The sequence below is a fragment of the Desulfopila inferna genome (assembly GCF_016919005.1).
Classification (GTDB): Bacteria; Desulfobacterota; Desulfobulbia; order Desulfobulbales; family Desulfocapsaceae; genus Desulfopila_A; species Desulfopila_A inferna.
The window spans coordinates 107,312-125,467 of sequence record NZ_JAFFQE010000001.1 but is presented as its reverse complement, the minus strand read 5'-3'; the positions used below and the strand labels follow the sequence as shown (position 1 = coordinate 125,467).

12 protein-coding genes are annotated in these 18,156 nt (G+C 41.2%); 2 read left to right on the top strand and 10 right to left on the bottom strand.

Translation table 11 applies throughout. The annotated features are described in order from the left end of the window. Positions 1–128 precede the first annotated feature (128 nt). From JWG88_RS00485 to JWG88_RS00440, 10 genes are all read right to left on the bottom strand, one after another. Positions 129–1,142 carry a lysylphosphatidylglycerol synthase transmembrane domain-containing protein gene (locus JWG88_RS00485; RefSeq protein ID WP_205231720.1) on the bottom strand — a complete coding sequence of 338 codons (1,014 nt, stop codon included), beginning with the start codon at positions 1,140–1,142 and terminating at the stop codon, positions 129–131. Between the two features lie 179 nt (positions 1,143–1,321). Continuing rightward, the gene (locus JWG88_RS00480; RefSeq protein WP_205231719.1) at positions 1,322–2,284 is read right to left on the bottom strand and encodes a glycosyltransferase family 2 protein; all 963 of its coding nucleotides are present in this window, start codon (positions 2,282–2,284) and stop codon (positions 1,322–1,324) included. Continuing rightward, positions 2,281–3,246, bottom strand: a complete 966-nt coding sequence (locus JWG88_RS00475; RefSeq protein WP_205231718.1) for a class I SAM-dependent methyltransferase — start codon at positions 3,244–3,246, stop codon at positions 2,281–2,283. Before JWG88_RS00475 ends, JWG88_RS00480 begins: the two co-directional genes overlap by 4 nt. Position 3,247: 1 nt before the next feature. Further along, on the bottom strand, positions 3,248–4,300 hold the full coding sequence (locus JWG88_RS00470) for a glycosyltransferase family 2 protein (protein WP_205231717.1): 1,053 nt from the start codon (positions 4,298–4,300) through the stop codon (positions 3,248–3,250). A gap of 116 nt (positions 4,301–4,416) precedes the next feature. Beyond that, positions 4,417–6,306, bottom strand: a complete 1,890-nt coding sequence (locus JWG88_RS00465; protein ID WP_205231716.1) for an ArnT family glycosyltransferase — start codon at positions 6,304–6,306, stop codon at positions 4,417–4,419. 15 nt (positions 6,307–6,321) lie between these two features. Further along, a complete protein-coding gene (locus JWG88_RS00460) occupies positions 6,322–7,140 on the bottom strand; it encodes a hypothetical protein (RefSeq protein ID WP_205231715.1) in 819 nt (272 codons plus the stop codon). Between the two features lie 19 nt (positions 7,141–7,159). Continuing rightward, complete coding sequence (locus tag JWG88_RS00455; protein ID WP_205231714.1) at positions 7,160–11,224, bottom strand: glycosyltransferase; 4,065 nt, start codon at positions 11,222–11,224, stop codon at positions 7,160–7,162. A gap of 584 nt (positions 11,225–11,808) precedes the next feature. Continuing rightward, positions 11,809–12,429: a hypothetical protein gene (locus tag JWG88_RS00450; RefSeq protein WP_205231713.1), complete on the bottom strand. Its 621-nt coding sequence runs from the start codon at positions 12,427–12,429 to the stop codon at positions 11,809–11,811. Continuing rightward, positions 12,413–13,987, bottom strand: coding sequence for a hypothetical protein (locus JWG88_RS00445; protein WP_205231712.1), 1,575 nt, complete (start codon positions 13,985–13,987; stop codon positions 12,413–12,415). The genes JWG88_RS00450 and JWG88_RS00445 overlap by 17 nt, the downstream gene beginning before the upstream one ends. Positions 13,988–14,311: 324 nt before the next feature. Continuing rightward, positions 14,312–15,247 (bottom strand): NAD-dependent epimerase/dehydratase family protein, encoded by a 936-nt coding sequence (locus JWG88_RS00440; protein ID WP_205231711.1) that lies wholly within the window; start codon positions 15,245–15,247, stop codon positions 14,312–14,314. A 383-nt stretch (positions 15,248–15,630) separates the two neighbouring features. Here JWG88_RS00440 and JWG88_RS00435 point away from each other — a divergent pair, with 383 nt between their 5' ends. Then, the gene (locus tag JWG88_RS00435; protein WP_205231710.1) at positions 15,631–16,662 is read left to right on the top strand and encodes a polysaccharide biosynthesis protein; all 1,032 of its coding nucleotides are present in this window, start codon (positions 15,631–15,633) and stop codon (positions 16,660–16,662) included. Between the two features lie 21 nt (positions 16,663–16,683). Beyond that, positions 16,684–18,156, top strand: coding sequence for an MBOAT family O-acyltransferase (locus tag JWG88_RS00430; RefSeq protein WP_205231709.1), 1,473 nt, complete (start codon positions 16,684–16,686; stop codon positions 18,154–18,156).

Sequence of the window (18,156 nt, the reverse complement as noted above, 5' to 3'; positions counted from 1 at the left end):
AGTATTTTATTAAGACAGGAATGCATTTTAATATGCTTTCTTACCTTATCCTGAAATAATTTTCGATATTTTCGGGAGGAGTACTGCGGTAGGAGGTAGAAAGGTGTTGGATTAAAAGCACATGTCAATTATTTGTTCCTTCTTCTAACGGCTGATTTCCAAATAATAAAAAAATACAGAGGCAGCCAAAAAAACAAAACCGCCAGATTTTCTATAACTCTAATGGATACAAGAAATACCGGTATGATTTCTTTAGGGACGCCTGCACCGACTAAAGCTATAAACCAAGCCGCATCCGCAAAACCCAAGGCTCCCGGAGTAACACTTATTAATATACTTGCCTGCACCAATCCTATTCCAACAAAAATCTCAAAAGGGGTGATTCCGACTCCCACTGCCATAGCCGCCAGCCAAGCCCGAACTGTCAACATTAATTGACCGATGGCTGTAAGAAAATACGCCCTTAGTATTGTCTCTTTTTGCAAAACATCCCATTCATCTAATCGATTCAAGGCATCTATCTTTTGCCACTGCTTACGCTTTCTTATAAATGAGAACATGCCCAAAAAATTAACCAAAGAAGCTATGGTTATTTTCAGCAATCTCAGCCATAAAGAATAATGTACCAGGACAAGTAAGCTGATAATTAAAAATTCAGCGATTGATATAACAATGACTTGCTTAATTGTTGCTACACCTGAGAGTAGCAATAATAAAGGCCAGCCGAACATCAGCATGAAAAAGCCATCAAATACCTTATCTAACAAGACCGATGCCGCGCTATTTTTCATCGATATTTTCTGGAATTTATTTAAAGCAGCTGCCTTTCCAACAAGAGATCCGGCGGTATGGGGAAGGACGGTACCAACAGCCAAGGAAGAGAGTGAATAAAAGAAATAGGTCATGTTGTCCGTAATCTTTCTACCTAGCAAGCTATTTACTATTCCTCCCCAACGAATTGCAAAAATAAAAATCATAAACCCGGAACCACAAAAAGCAGCTAAAAGCCAGATGTAATTAGGATGTTTGATTTTTTCAAAAGATTCAAAACCACCAAAATAGAGCAATCCACCAAAAGCGATTAAACCCAAAATAGTTAAGAAACAATACCTAATCTTGCCATTTTGCTTCGGTAAACTCATTCGATTTTTCTCTGGCAATGCGGGGAAAGAACTATTATTATCAGTCATTGATCGTTATTAGTTGACTCATGATTAGCAATAATTTCTTATTGTCAAATTCGTTCACGGACAATCCGACCTCCGCTCAGAAGAGAAAAAAACCACTTCCAGCATATTCAATGATTTCTTTAAATTGTTTTTCATACCTTTTGAATGAGTGATAGAATAGAATTCTTTTTACTTTTCTTTGAATAGTTTAACCAATAAGGAAAGAAGAAGAGGAATAAGACAGCGATTACAATACCCGCTATATAAGCACCTACATTTTTGGGAAAAGAAAGGCCGATGTATTTCATCTTGTTTATAATACCGAGAACATATTTGATATACCTCCGAGAATAACTCGATGGCGATTCAATTCTTGCAAAGAGAGCGAACCTGTTTTTTGTAATTCGAATGAGCTTAATCAGATCCCGAAAAACAGTGGCCTTTTTTCTGATCTGGTTGTGATAAATCACTGCTTCGGGGCAATACAGCATCTTCCAACCATGCCGCTGCAATCGCAATGAAAGTTCGGTGTCCTCGCAATACATGTCAATATCTGGATCGAAGAGATAATTACTTGGAAAAACAGCACTTCTAACGAAGAAGCCTCCACCCGTCATAAAGTTTGCCTCACGTGATTGTCTTTCCACCTCAATATATCGTACATATCCATAACTTGTGAGTTGATATTCATAGGCCGGTAATTGAGTACTTTCGGCATTCCTATATTTATCAAGAGGCATTATCCATGGCATAATCATGTTGGTATTTACACCGGCAACCTCAGGATTCTGATTAATCATCCTCATGCCTTCAACTACAAATCGTGGATGAAGAATTGTATCCTGATTTACACAACAGATAACCTTCCCCTCTGCCTCTTGAAACAGTAAATTGTTGCTTTTAACAAAACCAATATTGCCATAGTTATCTTCTAATACCTTTACCCACTTATATTCCTCCTTAACTATCTTCGAGGTATCATCTGACGAGCAGTCATCCCGTAGAATAACTTCTAGGAAATATGCATTTTTTTCGATCTCTGCTATGGAATCAAGAAGAAGTCTTATATCTTTCTCACCATTAAAAGTTGAAATCAGAATAGATAGATCCATCATTCCTTCTCTTTTTTGAAAATAATGCGAACTGCGGAACCCTTTCCAAGCAAAGACTCAACGAAAGCAATAGGTAAAAAGATTACCTGCAAACCAAGATATAGGCCAAGCAATGGTTTCGACATAGAAAAGCGCAACCGTTCGGGCCGTAGAAAAGGAAAAATAGTAGCAACATATCCTGCAGAAGATACTCTGGGCGATAAAGTAGACATCCAAGCTCTAATCAATCCACATTTTCCTGCTATTTTTTGTAAAGAAATCGGAGAAAAATGGTACAAATGTTCAGGAAGTTGCAGTGGAAACCATTTTTCTCCAAATAATTTGAACTGAAAACTCTCGATATTGGGCACTTCAACAAAAACAAGACCATTCCTGTCAAGAAGTTGACAGGCTTGACGTAAATTTCCTTCCGGATCATCAAGATGTTCTAATACATTATTGAATATCACAGCCTGATATGGTTCATCATCAAAAGAAATATCCTGAAGATCACCACAATACCCTTTTATTTTATGGAGATCTGAAATTTCTTCCAATATTTCTGTACTGACATCTGTAACTTCAATATTGAAGCCACACTCTTGCAAATAAACAGCTAATTGGCCGGAACCGCAACCAACTTCAAGAATTCTGTCTCCAGGTTTGAGATGCCTTACAAGTGGTTTCACCATCGCTGCAAGGCGAATTGTATTAAATTTTTGTACTAAACCGGTCAGGTTCTTTTTGGGGACATTTACCTTTCCCTCTCTTAACCAGTACTCACCGGAATAAATACGGGTCAGCAACTCAGCAGAAGGTACTGGATATGTAAAACATACGGTACATGAGTTGCATTTATATATGTCATACTGCCTTTCATGAATTACCTTTGATATATGCTCATGGATACAGCTGTCAGCACCACATAGGGGGCAGGACGCAACCGTGTCAATTAAAGGAGGACTGTTCTCTGCAAGGTGTCCCATGCTAGCGAATCCATGTTTTAATAATAGTGCGCAGGAAGAAAAGCCCATATTTTAAATCATGTCCCTTTTTACTCTCTCCGCTGAGTCGCTTTGCAATAGTCACCGGCCGTTCAATAATACGAAATTTTCTCTTTGCAGCTTCAATTATTACCTCTGCCGTATGATATTGTTCCTGAAGCAACAGACACTCCTCAAGAACCTTTCCTCTGATTGCCCGATATCCACTGGAACAATCGGTAATCTTCGTGCCGGCGATGAAATTGATCAGACGACTGAATACATGGACACCCAGCAGTCGGAACTTGGAATAATCCGCGCATTTCCCCAAGATCCGGGAGCCTATTACAAAATCAGCCTCATCATCCAGGATAGGCTTGACTAGGGTCTCAATCTCCACCGGATTATGTTGACCGTCAGCATCCATAGTCAGCACGACCGCAGGTTTTAAGTGAGTAACCAAATCGTAGCCGGTTTTGAGAGCAGCGCCCCCTCCTCTGTTTGTGGGATGCACTGCAACAAATGCATTTTTACTTCTTGCGACATCAGCTGTTCCATCACTACTGCCATCATCAAGCACGATAACCTTTACATCATTAGAAATTATTCTTTCAGGTATTTGCGATAATACAGTAGCTAAGTTAGCGGCTTCATTATATGCGGGAATAAGTATTACGATACTGCCGGCGACATTGTCGATGGTGTTATTTTTTAAAAACTCGGAAACAGTTAGAGCCCGAACGAGATTATCGAACTGATAGAACCTCGTTTCATTTTTTGCACGTTGATAGAAGACCAGGAACCACAAAAAAAGGTTGGAAAGAATCAATAAAGCAAGCAACCTTCCCCACTGGTAATCTCCCATATGTAGTATTGCTGACGGAAAGTTGGCCAGATCAGGGAAAAGCCCTACAAAAAAAAGTGCAGACCCGAAAATGAAAAGAAACCAGACATCAGTTCTTTTATTCGCATAGATCCGGAGCCTGGAGAAACAAATGAACAAGGCAAGCAGGCCAAAGAAAATACCAACAAGGCGTAAAGGACTAATTTCGAACATATTTCCTCAAAAGAATCCAGTAATTTTATTAAATTGTGCCTGCCACGATTCTACCAAAGCCATGAAAACTAATGGCCCGCATAGAATCAATTCCAATTTGACGTACCACAACCTGTTTAATATTTTCGCCCAGGCAAACCAACAAAAACAACATCTGCAGCATCTTCATCCTTATCGGCCAAAGCTTCGACCCTTTCTGGGGCTAACCCGAAGAAACGGGGAAAGAAATCATCTCGCAGCACTCTATAGTTTTCAGGTTTTCTTTCACGCAGCTCAGCTAGAAGCATTCCTATTTCATATGCAACTCTTGGTTTTTTGAATTCTCCTGCCGGCACAAATTTTTCAACTTTGTATACTAAAGGGTTGCTTGATAGCTTAACAACTCCGGAAAGCCTTTCAAAATATTCGCCGAGATGCTTGTAGCGTTTATCCAAGGCTATAAATACAGGTTCATTTAATCGAAAAAGGCGACTTATGACATCTTCCTCTATAAACTTTATTCGCAACTCTCCTCCCGCATTCCAATGTTCAAGTCTCCTCGGCCAAGCATTGGGCCATAAAAATAACAAATCTTTTGTAATCGATTCTTTTGGCAAATCTTCAGATAATCCTGTTTGTAGTGAATGTATACGGATGAAGCCTGTGGGAAGGCGAGAGACCTTATATTGATAATTTGTGAAAAAATCCAAAGCTGCATTGAAAGTGATACCAGTATATATAATTGCACCTGGTTGAGCTTCCTTGCTGATTATTTTTGCTAGCCGCTGGCTTTGTTTATCAAAGACTCCAATTAATTTCCACTGAGTTTCTTTTCCCATCAGCATCCGGCCAATATAGGTATATTGGAGCCATTGTGAACTGCTTCTATATACATTCTCTACATACCAAGTTTGGTAGATGCATAATCCAACGGTAATGATTATGATTGTTGCTCTTTCAGAAACAGTAGTCCCGATATAGCCTTTAGAGAGCAGAACTGGAATCTTGCCTAGTCCTTTACTCAGATCAGATAGAAAAACCCCTATAGGGATAAAAGTTGCAAACAAAAATACTCCGGCTTGCCCGGTTCTAAAGTTCGTCAATCCTAGAAATAGCATTGCAGGTAAGAATAAGACATAAACAACCACCATGGGTCTATAGTTTTTGTGTGTTATTGAACGGATAACTACCCAAGCCCATGCTGCGGCGAACAGCCAACCCAAACGGGAATCCTGAAACATGAAATTGTGCCAAAATCCAACAAACCCATGCAATGCGTTAGACAGTATTCCTGTCAGACTGTCTGAAAACAGGAGGTTGAGGGCGCTCTCCGAGGCCCTACCCAGAGATTGATTAGCTTTCTTTTCTATAACAAAGACTAGGGAAGAATGATAAAAAATGATTCCGATGACGGATGTCGCACATATTATTCCAGCTTGCCTCAACTTAAAAAAATTTATGCGTAGACCAAACCAGAGGAAAACCAATATGAGTGGAAAAGGAATAAACAGTAGAGTAGTTGATTTGACAAGGTAGGAATAAACAAAAACAATACCGGCAGTCAGGGCAATTTTATCCGAACGACGATCAATAGCCAGCATGGATGAAAATATGGCCAAAAGGATGAAGAAGGGTTGTATAATGTCAAGGAGAACATACTGCGATAGAATTGTCAGGTAATAGGAGGTGAGTAAAGCCAGGGAAGCAGCAAAGGCAGCTTGTTTATTGACTATATATTTAGTCATATAAAAGATAAGAAGCACATTGGCAAAAAAGAATATCCGGATGACCACTGCGGCTGACCACACACTGATCCCCAGCGTCTTGAAAGATGCAACCAGAAGGGCAATAAAACCCGGCCGGAATCCCCAATCAATTTGTCCCTGAGTAAACTCATATGCTTTACGAAGGTATAATCCCGAATCCGGTGATGTGTGAACTGCACAGGTAAATGAGAGAAGGAAAGCTAATAACAACGGAGAATACCATATGATGTTCATATTCATAAGGCATGGTATTTTTTTCATAGCTTAATGCGTTTATTATGCCATAATTGGCTTATGCTTCAGACGCAGAAGATATTGCAGGTGAATGAATTCGCGGAAAGACAATGGGTTTCCATAGGGGGAAAAATCTCTTGATCTACATTGTAATATTTTCTTTACCTCCCTTCCTATGTCCGGCTCATGCAGAACTTCATCGATGAATACTCCAAAACTGCCGGCCCTCCTCTCTTCGCTTTTTAGTGGTAAGGGATCGCTTCCCGATATCAACGAAGTTGCTGAACCTGCACTGTATCTCTTTAGAATGGAAGAGCAGATGCATCCCGGTCTCCCACCATTATCTCCCAAAAAAACCGGATGATGCTGATTGCTGTCCAGGAAACTCCGTAAAACCCGCCCCCTGTTGCCCATCCATTTTCCAAATGCCCAGGGTATCACGGTAAGAGCCTGTTTGCTGATGCTTTCTTCTACCTGGCCGGCAAGAGGCAATCCTTCTTCAAGCTCCTTCTCCGTCGCCAGAGACAAAACCTCAAGCCCTTCCTTGCTGATGAGCTGTCTTCCCTGGATGAGATGCAATTGTCGATCGTCCGGCGTTGACAGGGCCAGGCAAAAAGGATCTGCCGTTTGCCTCACATTCCATTTCCCCAACCCGCCCTGCTCATTCTGCTTCCCTATATTTCTTGATAAGTCATTAAAATGATGTTGCCCCGATTTCTCCGCAAGAAGCAGCACTCCCTGAAAATATTTCTCTTTATTCTGTTTTTTCGCCAGCTTGAGAAAATTGGAATAGGCGCAGTCAAACAGCCGTTCCAGGGAATAGCAGTCGTAAATATGGACGTGAGCATCTATGATCAGCATTGTTTCGGCATAAAATCAATCATCTAATCCTGATGGTAAAATTGGTTTTTTCGAGAGAGAGGTGGGGACTGTAATAGGGATCGCCCTTGTCAAAGTAGATCTTCCATTTCTCCCGGAACGCCGAACTCTCCCGCTGCAAACGTTCCTGCTTTTCGGGTGTATCCTCATATCCTCTCGACTGAGACTCGTAGTGGTACATCTCACAATAAGGCGTAAAAACATTGCGGTACCCTTTTTGTATCAACTTCAGGCAAAAATCGATATCATTGTAGGCAACACCAAAATTCTCCGCATCCAATCCTCCCACGGATTCATACACACTTTTTTTAACCATGAGACATGCCCCGGTAACTGCACTGACATTGTGGATGACATGTGATCTGGCATAATAACCGACATCATCTTTATGAAAGAGGTAGTGAGGTGGACCGGCGACCCCTGCCATGCCGATAACAATCCCGGCATGTTGAATTCGATCATCGGAATAGTACAGTCTTCCTCCAACTGCACCAACCTCGGGAAGTTGGGCAAACTCAAGCATTGCATCAAGCCATTCCGGGGAGATAATCTCAATGTCATTATTGAGCAGTGTTATGTATTCACCGTTTGCCTGCTTTACTGCATGGTTATTTATATCTGAAAAATTGAATGGCACATTATATTCAATAAACCTTACTCTGTCGTTTTTACTGTATGTTTCTATCAGACTGAAGGTCTCTTTTTCGCTGCTGTTGTTGTTGACAGCCAAAATCTCAAAGTTTTTATAAGCTGTTTTTTCGAGGATGGAGTTTATTGCGGTTTTCAGCAAATCGGCTCGATCCTTAAATGGTATGATTATGGTGACTAATGGATTTTCGAGAATTGTATTGCTCACCCGATAACTGCCTTGAAATTTGGCAAGACCGACATTTCCGGCAACGCCCAACCTCTGCAGCGAATCCTCGACCGCTTTCCTTCCCGCCTCCCAGGCATAGGATTTAGAACTATAGACCGCGGCTGTTGAGCCGGGGATTTTTCGCCAGTGATAGAGGATCTTCGGTATATGAACGACCTTGGATGTTTTTTCCAAAACCCGGAGAATAAGATCATGATCCTGAGAGCCGTCAAATCCTTGGCGGAACCCTCCCAAGTCATCGAGTATGCTCTTTTTTATTACCGTAAAATGGCAAATATAGTTTTGCGAGCGAATCAGCTCAGGCGAATAATCAGGTTTAAAGAAGGGATCGCACCTTCTGCCTTGCATATCCAGTTTGTCCTCATCACTGTAGAGCAGGCCGGCTCCAGGATTCTGGTTGATCATTCGGGCATTCTCATAAAGTGCATCGATCGTGAGCTCATCGTCATGATCGAGGAGTCCGACATAATCTCCTGTTGCCAAAGACAACGCTGCATTGGAGGCAATCGCTATTCCTTCATTCTTTTCTTTGAAGAGCACTTTAATTCGAGGATCCATTTCCGCATACTGTTGCAGTATTTTCTTTACATGCGGGCTCGGGGAAAGATCATCACACAGACACAATTCCCAGTTTTCGTAGAGCTGGCTCCGTACGGAATCGATAGTACGCTCCAACCATTCCTGGTCGACGTCATACACCGGCACAACGATGCTGAAAAGTGGTTTTAGCTGGAATTCACTGATATTGGTTCGTATTTCGTCGATATCGTAGGCGGTTAACCGATTATGTTCTACCCAGGTGGTATAATCCGTCCGGTTCAGACCAAGAGTCTCTGAATCAGGCTGTGAGGTAAGCTGTCGGCGAGCCTTTCGCAGAAATTGTCGAAAACCTTCCTGGCGTAAGGTCTTTATCCCTTTGCGGCAAAGCGTCCTGCCATCAAGAAGCCGGTAATATATTCTGGCCCTGAGAAATTCGGCCACTCTCCAGACACGGGTCTGGCGCATTGTTTCTATTTCTTTCTCGATGGATTCGATGTAGATATCCTTGGACCGCACCTGATCACTTGTTTCCTTCAGTTTGGCGGCCTGTTCCGAAATCCGGATTACCTGCGCACTGCTCAGCTTTTCAACCTGCTGCAGTCGTTGCAGTTCTATCTGCTGTTCAACAAATCGTTTCCCCAAGGTATCCATGACAACAAGATAATCGGATGATTTCGGCCAATCCATCGTCACCGAAAGATATATGCCCGTTGAGTTTAACCATTGCTCTACCTTTTCGGGAACATCAAAAATAAAATGAGGATCATTACCTGTCGATATAAACACATCTCCCAGACCGTTTTTGCAGTACTCGATGTTGTGTAACCCTGCCGAGCGTGCGATTGATCCGTTCCCCACCAACTCCCAGATTTCCTGAGGACCATTGTTGTGATCCGCTATGGCTGAAATCCTGATGTTATCCATACGAAAAAAGCCCGCTCTGTCAGCAGGGTCATAACGGAATTTTGTTATATGTCCATGAGCAGGAGGAATCCTGAAGCTGATGATCTGCGACTCAGGGCCAAGTTGTGCGGGCTCGAACAGGCTTTTATCCTCGGACCATTCATCGTCAGGACCGGCCCAATAGAGTTGAGCGAGAAAAGAAGTGGAAACAGCTCCGGCGTTATGCTGGCGTAGAGGTTGAACGAGCATGTTCTGAATAGGATTATCACGCAGTTGTTCGGCTATTTCTGACTGCAGCGCTTCTTCGTTGGCAACGAACTGATCCAGCGACTTCTCCAGAGGAAGAGACAGGCGCTTGAAATAATGGGCGATGAAATCTTTGAGAGTGGTAATATTGTATTCCGCAAACAACGCAGCCAACACCGACTCATTGCCGCCCGGAAACCAGAACAATGCCCTAAACAACAGATACTCAGGTGTAAGCGGGAGGTCGACGCACCACTCCTTGTCAATCGTTATCCATTTGCCTTCGTCGTTAACAACAATATTGAAGGGCAAAAGATCAAAGGAATTGCCTGTATTTTCATTTTCCTGCCAATATGTGCACAGGAAATCGTAATAGTCACGGACACATTTTTCAAAATCGGACGGCAAACCACCTGCAAGTACATGAAGCCAGGAAGAAACCAGCAAGGGTCCACTTACATATTGATCAGGTGAAAGATCATGATCCACCGAAGGATCTTTCTGCGGCAGAGATGAATATAAAAGCTTCTTCTCGACGATTTTTGTACCAGACATCTTACTGGTCACTGTCCGGTAGCGGGTACGCCTGCCTTTGCCGGAAAAATGCATGAAGTCATAAGGACAGATATCGGAGAGCGTTTCATTGCTTCTGGAAATCAGGATAAAAAAAGAATTAGCATATTGCTCAAAAAGGTTCTGTGCCTGCAGAGATTCCCAGAGCAGGAATTCATTCATTGCACCATTTACCGGCTTGCCGTTATCGGTTGAGGCCATTCGGAAAAGGTGGTTTGCGGCATGTGGCGTTTCTCTAATGAATTTTTCGCTGAGAATTGTCCTGGCCATTTTGTAATCGGGAAAAGGATAGACAAAACGATACTGGTAGGAAGGATCAAGGCCCGCTAGAATAGTCTGCCATTCATTTCTGTCATAGGTTCGGATCCCTTCATCCTGAGGGTATCCATACAAACCGACATAAGGTAGGCCAAAATGATCTTCCCTAGCGCCTAACCAATACTTCAACCCCATTCTGTTTTCTATGGCGATACAGGCCACGCCTTGAGGCGTCAAGGTTTGCAGGGATTTATGCAGAACATTCTTTAAAGCCTGCAGATCGTCATCGTTTGTCTCCAGGAATCTTCCTGCATATTCAAGGACGCCATTCAGAAAAACGGCATCGTAATTCTGTTCCGGCAGATCCAGTTCATTAAAATTCGAATGGACCACATGGACATTGTCCAGGTCATCACAGCGCAGCCGGCAAATCTCAGCTCGCTTCCTGCTACCCTCGACGGCATCGAGCTGCATCCCTGTTTCCCCGAGATAACGAGTGATGGCTCCGCAGCCGCTGCCAAGCTCGAGGCCGGTCTTGATTTTGGAGAGGTCAAGAAATCTGTAAATGTTTGGTCTTTCAGAGCTGAGGTGATACTCAGAAATCCAGTCGCAGCTTGCCTTCTCAAGATCGATCGAGAGGGAACTCCGATCATTAACTCTGTTCAGCAATGCTTTGAGTGATTTTTCCGATGAACTTCCATCGGTATAACTAAATCCACTGTCGCTTTCAACACTCCAAAAGCCATCAGAATGGTATGTTAAATCGTTTGGCTCGACTAGCGCTGATTGTGTTATGTTGCCCATAATGTCGTACAATTTAATTATTTTAATATTGTTTAATATTATTTATCTACTTCGCATGTTCCTTTTTTACGACATATCATACCAATTGTCGATTCAACTGAGGCTGCTTAAAATCTACAATTATCTCGGGGAACCCTCAAGCTACTTACTCTCAATTTCATAAGATGTTTCAAAAAAAAGCTTGGCTGTAAAAGCTATGGATCTGCTTTTTCAGGCTCTAGAATCATCAGGAAACCATGCAACGAAAAACTCGCATGCTAACAAAAATTTATGAACTAATAAACTGTCTTTTTCAGAACAGGGATAATAGAAAAGATTGCCAACAAACTCCAAGGACTAATAGTGCCTTAATCCTGAGAGTAAGTCATAAAAGCAAGAAAATAAATTACGTTAAAATCCAATACCTTTAATATACCATTAAGGTATTTATCGGACTCCGCCGAGTAATATTAAAAATCCTTTAGTGCATAAAGATTCAAATACTTACCCTCATAAATTATTGATGCAATAGAAGAAATATTTTCAATTATATTTCGACTATTAGTTGCAATACAGTCTCTATACAACACCTTGTTTTTTTTGTCTTTATTAATGATGATATATTTTAAGGCAGGCCAGCCATTCTTCCTTGCAAGTAATGCGTCTTGTTCAAGATATGCTAAAAGCTTCATGCTATGGTAAGGATCATTCAAATAGCATAGATGTCCTTTTTGTAAAAAACCCTGCAGACCGGCAAACCTTTTCAATCCATGGTGTCTATGGGTATTTCTTATATAAACCGGTAGAGCAGCCGCTGCATAATAACTGGTTGCCAGGTCGGACAAAAGAGCAGATTTCGGCTCCACATGTTTTCGTATGTGCTTAAAGTCGCTTTCGTACCTTAAGGAGCTATTGTAATACACATATTGAGGACCAAAATGTATACTCCAATGCCGTACCGCCGAAAAATGTTGAAGTTTTTCTGTAATTCTTTCTTTCTGAAAATGAAATTTCACTTCCTTACCTATCAACACTAGGCAGAAAACAAGAACAATAACTCCTAAAATATTTGTTTTATACTTCAACATCATGCACTTTTTTTCCAATGATTAAATCCCAGGACATAGAAATATAATATGCTAATATAATAGGGTGAAAAATCAACAAAGAGACACGCCATGCTGAATGGTACTGCAGCATATCGGAGAACCAGGTATAAAAGTATGGGGAAACCAGTATGATAAATGGAATTACTGAATTTCCTAAAAGAAAGCATGATGACCTGCCGGGTTTAAAAAAGGCCAAAGGAATCGATAAGGCAATCGCCGTCACACCGACATATAAAAGACCGGGCCGCAGCTGCATATGCCAACTTGGCAGCTTCCCCCACCCCTCAAGCAACCCTGAAAGTATTAATGGTGCCTCGTTAATAACTGATTTTTTATATCCGATATGAGGTATGAAGAGAGAAATAACCTGTCTTACATCAACCGACATCAGCACCATCACAACAAAGATGAACAGCAATATTTTCGGTACCTTCACTCCAAATAATTCAGCTTTTTTCCACGGAGTATAGACCGACCCAAGAAGCGCCGCTGTGATAGATACGACGAGCGCAATAAGAAGATATACTCCCATGTTAGTTTTTCCCTCCAAAACCAGTGGAGAATAATTCATTACTGTAATCAGCAGAATTGCCAGGAAGATGCAAATCATATAGATGCGCAAAAATTGAAAGGCCGGCTCCTGAAACTCTATTTTACCCTTCATAAAAGTATCGCAGAATATAAGGGCAATAGCATAAAATAACAATCCACAGGTATACCAGACAATCTCGGCTAAATGAGAAAGACCAACAATACAAAAAACAAATACAAAGGTTATCAGGTGAACCTTATGCTGTCTTACAAGTTTACAAACAAAAGAACCTTGAAAAATCTCTTTCTTTTCAGTTCCATAAGAATTAGAAAGCCTATCAAATAACTGAAAAGTGAGAAAAAAAAGAACAAACCAGGCTGTATATGAGATATGAGAAGGCCAGGCTGATACACGAAGGTAAGAATCCCCCATTCCAGGCAATAATACGAACAAAACAATACTGATGGCTGCAACTTTTTCAGACTTACTCAAACCAAAAGTGAATAAGTAGAACGCCATTACCTTAAAAACACCGATCCAGGCCGTTACTGAATTCCAAAGCATGGGAAAAGAAGAGCCCGACAGATTGTGCAGTAAAGCGAGGTTGCCGTGCCATAGCCGAGGATAGTTTTTTTCTGTCACACCGTTTAGGTGGCCGTCGACGCTAAATGTACTAAATTCACTAATTTTATTAGCCAAGGACAAATGATACCATGAGTCGGCGATCAATTCGATCAGTCCACCATTATAGCATAAAATAAGAAACACAAACCCATAGGTGCCAATTCTAACAAGACCCCATAGCGTCAATATCGCCTTAAGTTTTATATTTTTCCATGCTCCTGATAAAATGCATAGAAAAACCAGTGAGAACGTCAATAGAGGAATTACAAATTTGACATAGTCAATTCTTAGATCGAACTGAAATAATATTGCCAGGCAAAGACCATTGATTGCGAGCGAAAGGAAAAAACAGGCGACGATATTAGCTTCAAACTTTTTTATCAAATCCCGATACTCCGCTGAATGGGATGATAATAAACAGCTCAAAAGAAAACCATTCAGTATTAGCGAGTAAGCTATCCAGAGATGTGAATTTATTACTGATAAAAATGGCATTACTTAGAAATTCTAGGTGAGTTTTAGTTGGAAACAAGGCTACACATTATTGGTGATCACGGCTAAGGCTTTCAGGATATCGCAAAAACCAACATGTATTAATAAGTTGCATGTTATATGTCAAAGAAAACGACAGTAATAGGTCCGCACCCCCTTTTTTTCATGAGTTATTACAATCTCGAACAACAGATTGGCCGGAAAAGGAAATATTAGTCAGGCTACGGTTCGACGGAGCCCCTCTGCAATTGTAACAGGAGGAGTCCACCCCAGCATTTCCCGGGCACGAGCAATATTTACCTGCAAATTCCCACACAACATTTTTACCTCTTTTTTTCTCCTTACAAGCAAGGCACTGAATTCGATTACATTGACTGGAAGAGAAATTAATCGGACCGGTTTATTCATTGCCTTCCCAAGACATTGTAGCAATTCAGGTGTAGAAAGATCTTCACCGTCTGAAACTAAAAATGTCTGATTTGCTGCGGCTGGATGGCTAATGCAGGTTATAATAAAATCAACAAGATTATCCAGAGCAATTAAACTGCGTTGATTACGGACACCGCCAAGCGGTAAGGGAATTCCTAGATCAACCAGATGCAACAATCTTCGAAAATTACCTTTTACCCCAAGCCCGTACACCAGAGGAGGCCGGATAATAACAATTTCCATTCCGGTTTCGTCTGCCAGTTGACGCAGCCTCTCTTCTGCTTCAAACTTTGACCTTCCATATGGATCTACGGGGGCAATCGGGCTTAGTTCAGAATAGGGTCTACCTGGTTGTGTCTCATTTCCGTTGACTTTGACAGAACTGATAAAGATGAAGCGTCTTACTCCTGCAACTGCAGCCTGTCTTGCCAGATTAACTGTGCCATTGACATTAATATTATGCAGCTCATCCAGAAAATTCCGTGAAGTATTAAAAACATGTGCCAGGCCGGCTGTGTGCACGACAACATCTACAGCTCTTAATGATGTGGTAATATCAGCCAGGCTACCCAGATCTCCAATTGCTAATGTAGCCGCATTTCCCGTTGAACCCATAGATAAAGATCTGTAGGCAGCGATGACCTGGTATTTCCTTATACCTGCCACATGTTCAATTAAGGCTGAACCTACGAAGCCGTTGCTGCCGGTAACAAGAACATTCATGAAAATCCCCAGATTATAGAATATCTGAACATAAGCTTTATTAAACAAGCAAAGCATCAACAGTTATTTACAGCCCTACTCTTTTCACTTCAACCTTTTCCGCTTATAAAAACAATGCAAGAGAAGCAATATAAAGGTCGGGTAACTGATACTAATCTTGACTTTTGATAAGAATATACTTTAGTATATAAATTTTTTTCTAATAGTCGGTAAATATAGTGATTTCTTCTGCCCTTAACACAACTGCTGTATGTTGTCATGTAGAACAACTAAGCTTTTTTTAAGAAGCGATTGGTTTATCTCAAAAATTCCCATAAATGCAGATTCCGCTATAATTACTCTTGCGATCCAAACAACTAATCTTAATTAACTCAAAATAAAACATGAATCACTTAAAAGGTAAACGAGTCGTTGTCACAGGAGCCTGTGGAACCATAGGAAAAGAACTGGTTCAACAACTTTTGGCAGATTATGAAATTGATGAACTTATTGGACTTGACAATAATGAGAGTGAATTATTCCATTTAGATCAAGATTATTCCGATAAGAATGCATCTTTTTTCCTGGCTGATATCCGGGACCGCTATAAATTGACCAGAAAGATGAAGCACATGCAGGTGGTGTTTCACACAGCTGCATTTAAGCATGTGATTCTCTGTGAGCGCTCACCATTTGAGGCTGCTCAAACCAATATTATCGGGGTTCAGAATGTTATTACGGCAGCTATCGACAACAATGCGGAAAGGGTAATTTTCACAAGTTCTGACAAAGCGGTGAACCCAACCAATGTAATGGGAACGTCCAAGCTGATGGGAGAACGTCTTATAGCTGCTGCCAATAGTTCACAGCGATGTCGTGGACCGGTTTTGGCATCCACGAGATTCGGGAATGTTTTAGGTTCTCGTGGATCGGTTATACCCATTTTTAAAGAGCAAATCAGCAAAGGTGGGCCAATTACTCTAACCGACCCGGAAATGACGCGATTTATAATGAGCATTAAAGAAGCTGTGAGACTCGTAATAGAAACATCCTCCATTGCCTGTGGAGGAGAAGTGTTTATCACCAAAATGCCCATTATCCGCATAAAAGATCTAGCTGAAGTCATGATAGAGGAACTGGCTCCGAGATATGGTCGGAATCCCGAAGATATACGAATCAATACAATCGGGGTCAAACCTGGCGAGAAGATGTATGAAGAGCTGATGAATCTGGAGGAAACAAGAAGAGCTATAGAGCTTCAACGTTATTTTGCCGTTCCACCTGCGTTTCGCAGCCTGTATCAGGATATCAATTATGAATATTCTGATATTATCTCTACCGAAGTTTCCAACCCATACAATTCAAGTATTGAAAAACCCCTTGATAAAGAAACATTACGCAATTTTCTGTTAGAGAATAATTTGCTTGAGGACTAAAGGTCTGAAAGATAGAACCTTATGTTATTCTACTCCTTTGAATTTATCTATCTTTTCTTTCCCATCTGCCTCACGGGCTATTTTCTGCTCGGAAAACGCAGTAAGCGATTAAGCATAATATGGTTGGTTTTGTGCTCCTTATTCTTTTATGGATGGTGGAATCCTAAATATGTGCCATTTCTTATCGGCTCATTGGTGTGCAATTACTATTTCGGGTTGTTGCTCAATTCATCAAGAAAGAAAAGTTTTCTTTATCTAGGAGTCACTTTAAACCTTCTTCTAATAGGCTATTATAAATACGCCGGATTTTTCACATCAATTTTTAATGATATATCAGGAAATTCATATAATTTAGGGGAAATCATCCTCCCTTTAGGTATCTCATTTTTTACATTCCAGCAAATCGCCTGGCTAGTCGATTCCTATAAGGGGAGAGTATCTGAAAAGGAAAAAGGTATCTGGGAATATGGCTTATTCGTCACCTTTTTCCCGCAGTTGATAGCCGGCCCCATTGTTCATCATGCCGAAATGATGCCTCAATTTCATGAGAAGAATAGCCAATGGTTGAACTGGGATAATATGGCTGCCGGTCTCACTATTTTTGTTATCGGTCTAGCTAAGAAGGTTGTCATTGCGGATTCCATTGCTCCCTATGCCAACAAGATCTTTGATGCAGCATTGAATACATCTCAGCAAATTTCGGCAGGTGAAGCCTGGCTTGGTGCGATTACCTACTCAATGCAACTGTATTTTGACTTTTCCGGATATGCCGACATGGCCATTGGCCTTGCCCTTATGTGCAACATACGTCTTCCCATTAATTTTGATTCACCATACAAATCCCTTTCCATTGCCGAGTTCTGGAGACGTTGGCATATAACTCTATCTCGGTTTTTACGAGATTACATATACATTCCTCTTGGCGGTAGCAGAATTGGAGAGAAGAAAAGATATATGAACTTGCTGTTCACAATGCTAATAGGAGGCTTATGGCATGGAGCCGGATGGACTTTTGTGCTATGGGGGGGATTGCATGGAATTTTTCTTATTGTCCATAGATTGTGGAGCAAAACAAATATTCGGCTTCCAGAATTTGTTGCTCATCTGCTGACTTTCATTTGTGTTGTTGTCGCTTGGGTTTTTTTCCGGGCAGAGAATTTTGCTTCAGCCAGTAAAATACTCATAGCCATGATTGATTTCCAATCTTTTTCCTGCTGTAGTGTGCTCAAAATAGAAGAAATGACTGACGCATTAAAATATGTAGTTCCTATTATAGTTGTAGTTTTTTTTCTGCCAAACACTCAGAATATCATGAATAATTGGCCGGGAGGGCTACGGGTCTATCAGAATCCATTCAGAGTCGCAAGAGTTTTTCTTTTTTCATACCAGCCTACTCTTCTCTGGAGTTGTGCAATCATCATTTTGTCCGCCACGTCACTTTTTCTCCTTCTCGATCAAAGCAATATCCAAGAATTTATCTACTTCCAATTCTAG

Coding starts and splice junctions, on each gene's coding strand:
- JWG88_RS00485 (WP_205231720.1), bottom strand. CDS start 1,142: ATGAGTTTACCGAAGCAAAATGGCAAGATTAGGTATTGTTTCTTAACT.
- JWG88_RS00480 (WP_205231719.1), bottom strand. CDS start 2,284: ATGATGGATCTATCTATTCTGATTTCAACTTTTAATGGTGAGAAAGAT.
- JWG88_RS00475 (WP_205231718.1), bottom strand. CDS start 3,246: ATGGGACACCTTGCAGAGAACAGTCCTCCTTTAATTGACACGGTTGCG.
- JWG88_RS00470 (WP_205231717.1), bottom strand. CDS start 4,300: ATGTTCGAAATTAGTCCTTTACGCCTTGTTGGTATTTTCTTTGGCCTG.
- JWG88_RS00465 (WP_205231716.1), bottom strand. CDS start 6,306: ATGAAAAAAATACCATGCCTTATGAATATGAACATCATATGGTATTCT.
- JWG88_RS00460 (WP_205231715.1), bottom strand. CDS start 7,140: ATGCTGATCATAGATGCTCACGTCCATATTTACGACTGCTATTCCCTG.
- JWG88_RS00450 (WP_205231713.1), bottom strand. CDS start 12,429: ATGATGTTGAAGTATAAAACAAATATTTTAGGAGTTATTGTTCTTGTT.
- JWG88_RS00440 (WP_205231711.1), bottom strand. CDS start 15,247: ATGAATGTTCTTGTTACCGGCAGCAACGGCTTCGTAGGTTCAGCCTTA.
- JWG88_RS00435 (WP_205231710.1), top strand. CDS start 15,631: ATGAATCACTTAAAAGGTAAACGAGTCGTTGTCACAGGAGCCTGTGGA.
- JWG88_RS00430 (WP_205231709.1), top strand. CDS start 16,684: ATGTTATTCTACTCCTTTGAATTTATCTATCTTTTCTTTCCCATCTGC.